This is a genomic window from Alcanivorax sp. HI0083 (assembly GCF_001635175.1).
In genome coordinates this window covers 1-1,270 of sequence record NZ_LWFX01001773.1, presented here as the reverse complement: position 1 = coordinate 1,270, position 1,270 = coordinate 1, and the positions used below count along the sequence as shown (strand labels likewise).

3 protein-coding genes are annotated in these 1,270 nt (G+C 60.6%); 2 read left to right on the top strand and 1 reads right to left on the bottom strand.

Going from position 1 to position 1,270, the window contains the following annotated elements; translation table 11 throughout:
- On the top strand, nucleotides 1–134 hold a 134-nt coding region (locus tag A3754_RS26365; protein WP_156497240.1), incomplete at its 5' end, for a 4Fe-4S dicluster domain-containing protein.
- 101 nt (nucleotides 135–235) lie between these two features.
- Here A3754_RS26365 and A3754_RS25670 read toward each other — a convergent pair.
- Nucleotides 236–439: a hypothetical protein gene (locus A3754_RS25670; RefSeq protein ID WP_063521714.1), complete on the bottom strand. Its 204-nt coding sequence runs from the start codon at nucleotides 437–439 to the stop codon at nucleotides 236–238.
- Between the two features lie 129 nt (nucleotides 440–568).
- Here A3754_RS25670 and A3754_RS25665 point away from each other — a divergent pair.
- The coding region (locus A3754_RS25665) for a LysR family transcriptional regulator (RefSeq protein WP_063521715.1) at nucleotides 569–1,270 on the top strand (702 nt) is incomplete at its 3' end.

Here is a 1,270-nt window from a genome sequence, read left to right as displayed (position 1 = left end):
CGGGCGACAAGCGTTTCCAGATCAACGCCCAGAACTGTGTCCACTGCAAAACCTGTGACATCAAGGACCCCACCCAGAACATCAACTGGGTGGCCCCGGAAGGCACCGGCGGCCCGAATTACCCGAACATGTAATTCCCGTCACGGCTTCCGTGTCACAAACAAAAAAGGCGCCTTTTCAGGCGCCTTTTTTGTTATGGCCGGACTGTCAAACCCTGACAGCCCGGCAAAAAGGGTCAGGCCAGAGGTCTCTGCAGACGCTGGATCACCCGGGCACGCTGCTGCGCACGGTTCTTGCGCAGGCGGTACCAGGCCAGACGAATGCGATAATCAAGCGCATCCATCATCGCCAGCGGAGGCATGGCCGGCATGTGCAGGTCCGGTTTGCGGGACTGAATCCGTACCGGGGCTTCAAGGGTCTGGGTTTCGTTGTGCTTCATGGTCTCCTCCCTGTCTGATGACAATATGGAGTGGCTGGGCTTTGATTGGCCTCCATGATGCAATCAGGTTTATTATCAGTAAATCGAAAAGAACTGCACCTACCGTTCAATTTTTCTGAAAGGTCAGCCATGCCACCCAACACCCCTCTCCAGCCCCTGCTGGACACGGAAATCCTGCGCAGTTTCGTGGCCATCGCCGAAACCGAAAGCTTTACCCAGGCTGCCAGCGAAGTGTTCCGCACCCCCTCGGCACTGAGCATGCAGATCAAGCGCCTGGAGGAGCAGCTCGGCCAACGGCTATTCCTGCGCGAAGCCCGGCGAGTCAGCCTGACCGCCGAAGGGGAAGCCATGCTCGGTTACGCCCGGCGGCTACTGAAGCTGAACCAGGAAGCCATCAGCCATTTCACCGCCCCTGAACTGGAAGGCACCGTGCGGCTGGGCACCCCGGATGATATCGGCACCCGCATCCTGCCCCAGGTGCTCACCCAGTTTTCCCGCTCCCACCCTGCGGTACAGGTCAATGTGATTGTCGGCCGCAGCGCCGACATGCTCAAACAGCTGGACGCCGGCAAGCTGGACCTGATTATGGTGACCACCGGCAAGCAGGCACGGCCAGCACGAGGGGAAGTGGTACATAGCGAGCCCCTGGTATGGGCAGGCGCCCAGAGCGGTATCGCGGTGACCCAAAATCCCCTCCCCCTGGCGCTGGCCAGCCAGGGCTGCCCCTGGCGCAAAATGGCCCTGGAGGCGCTGGACCACAGCCAACATCGCTACCGGATTGCCTATACCAGCGAGCACTGTGCCGGCCAGGAAGCGGCCATGCAGGCGGAT

What these genes read in the sequence shown, in the direction of transcription:
- A3754_RS25670 (WP_063521714.1), bottom strand. Translation starts at nt 439, where the DNA reads ATGAAGCACAACGAAACCCAGACCCTTGAAGCCCCGGTACGGATTCAG.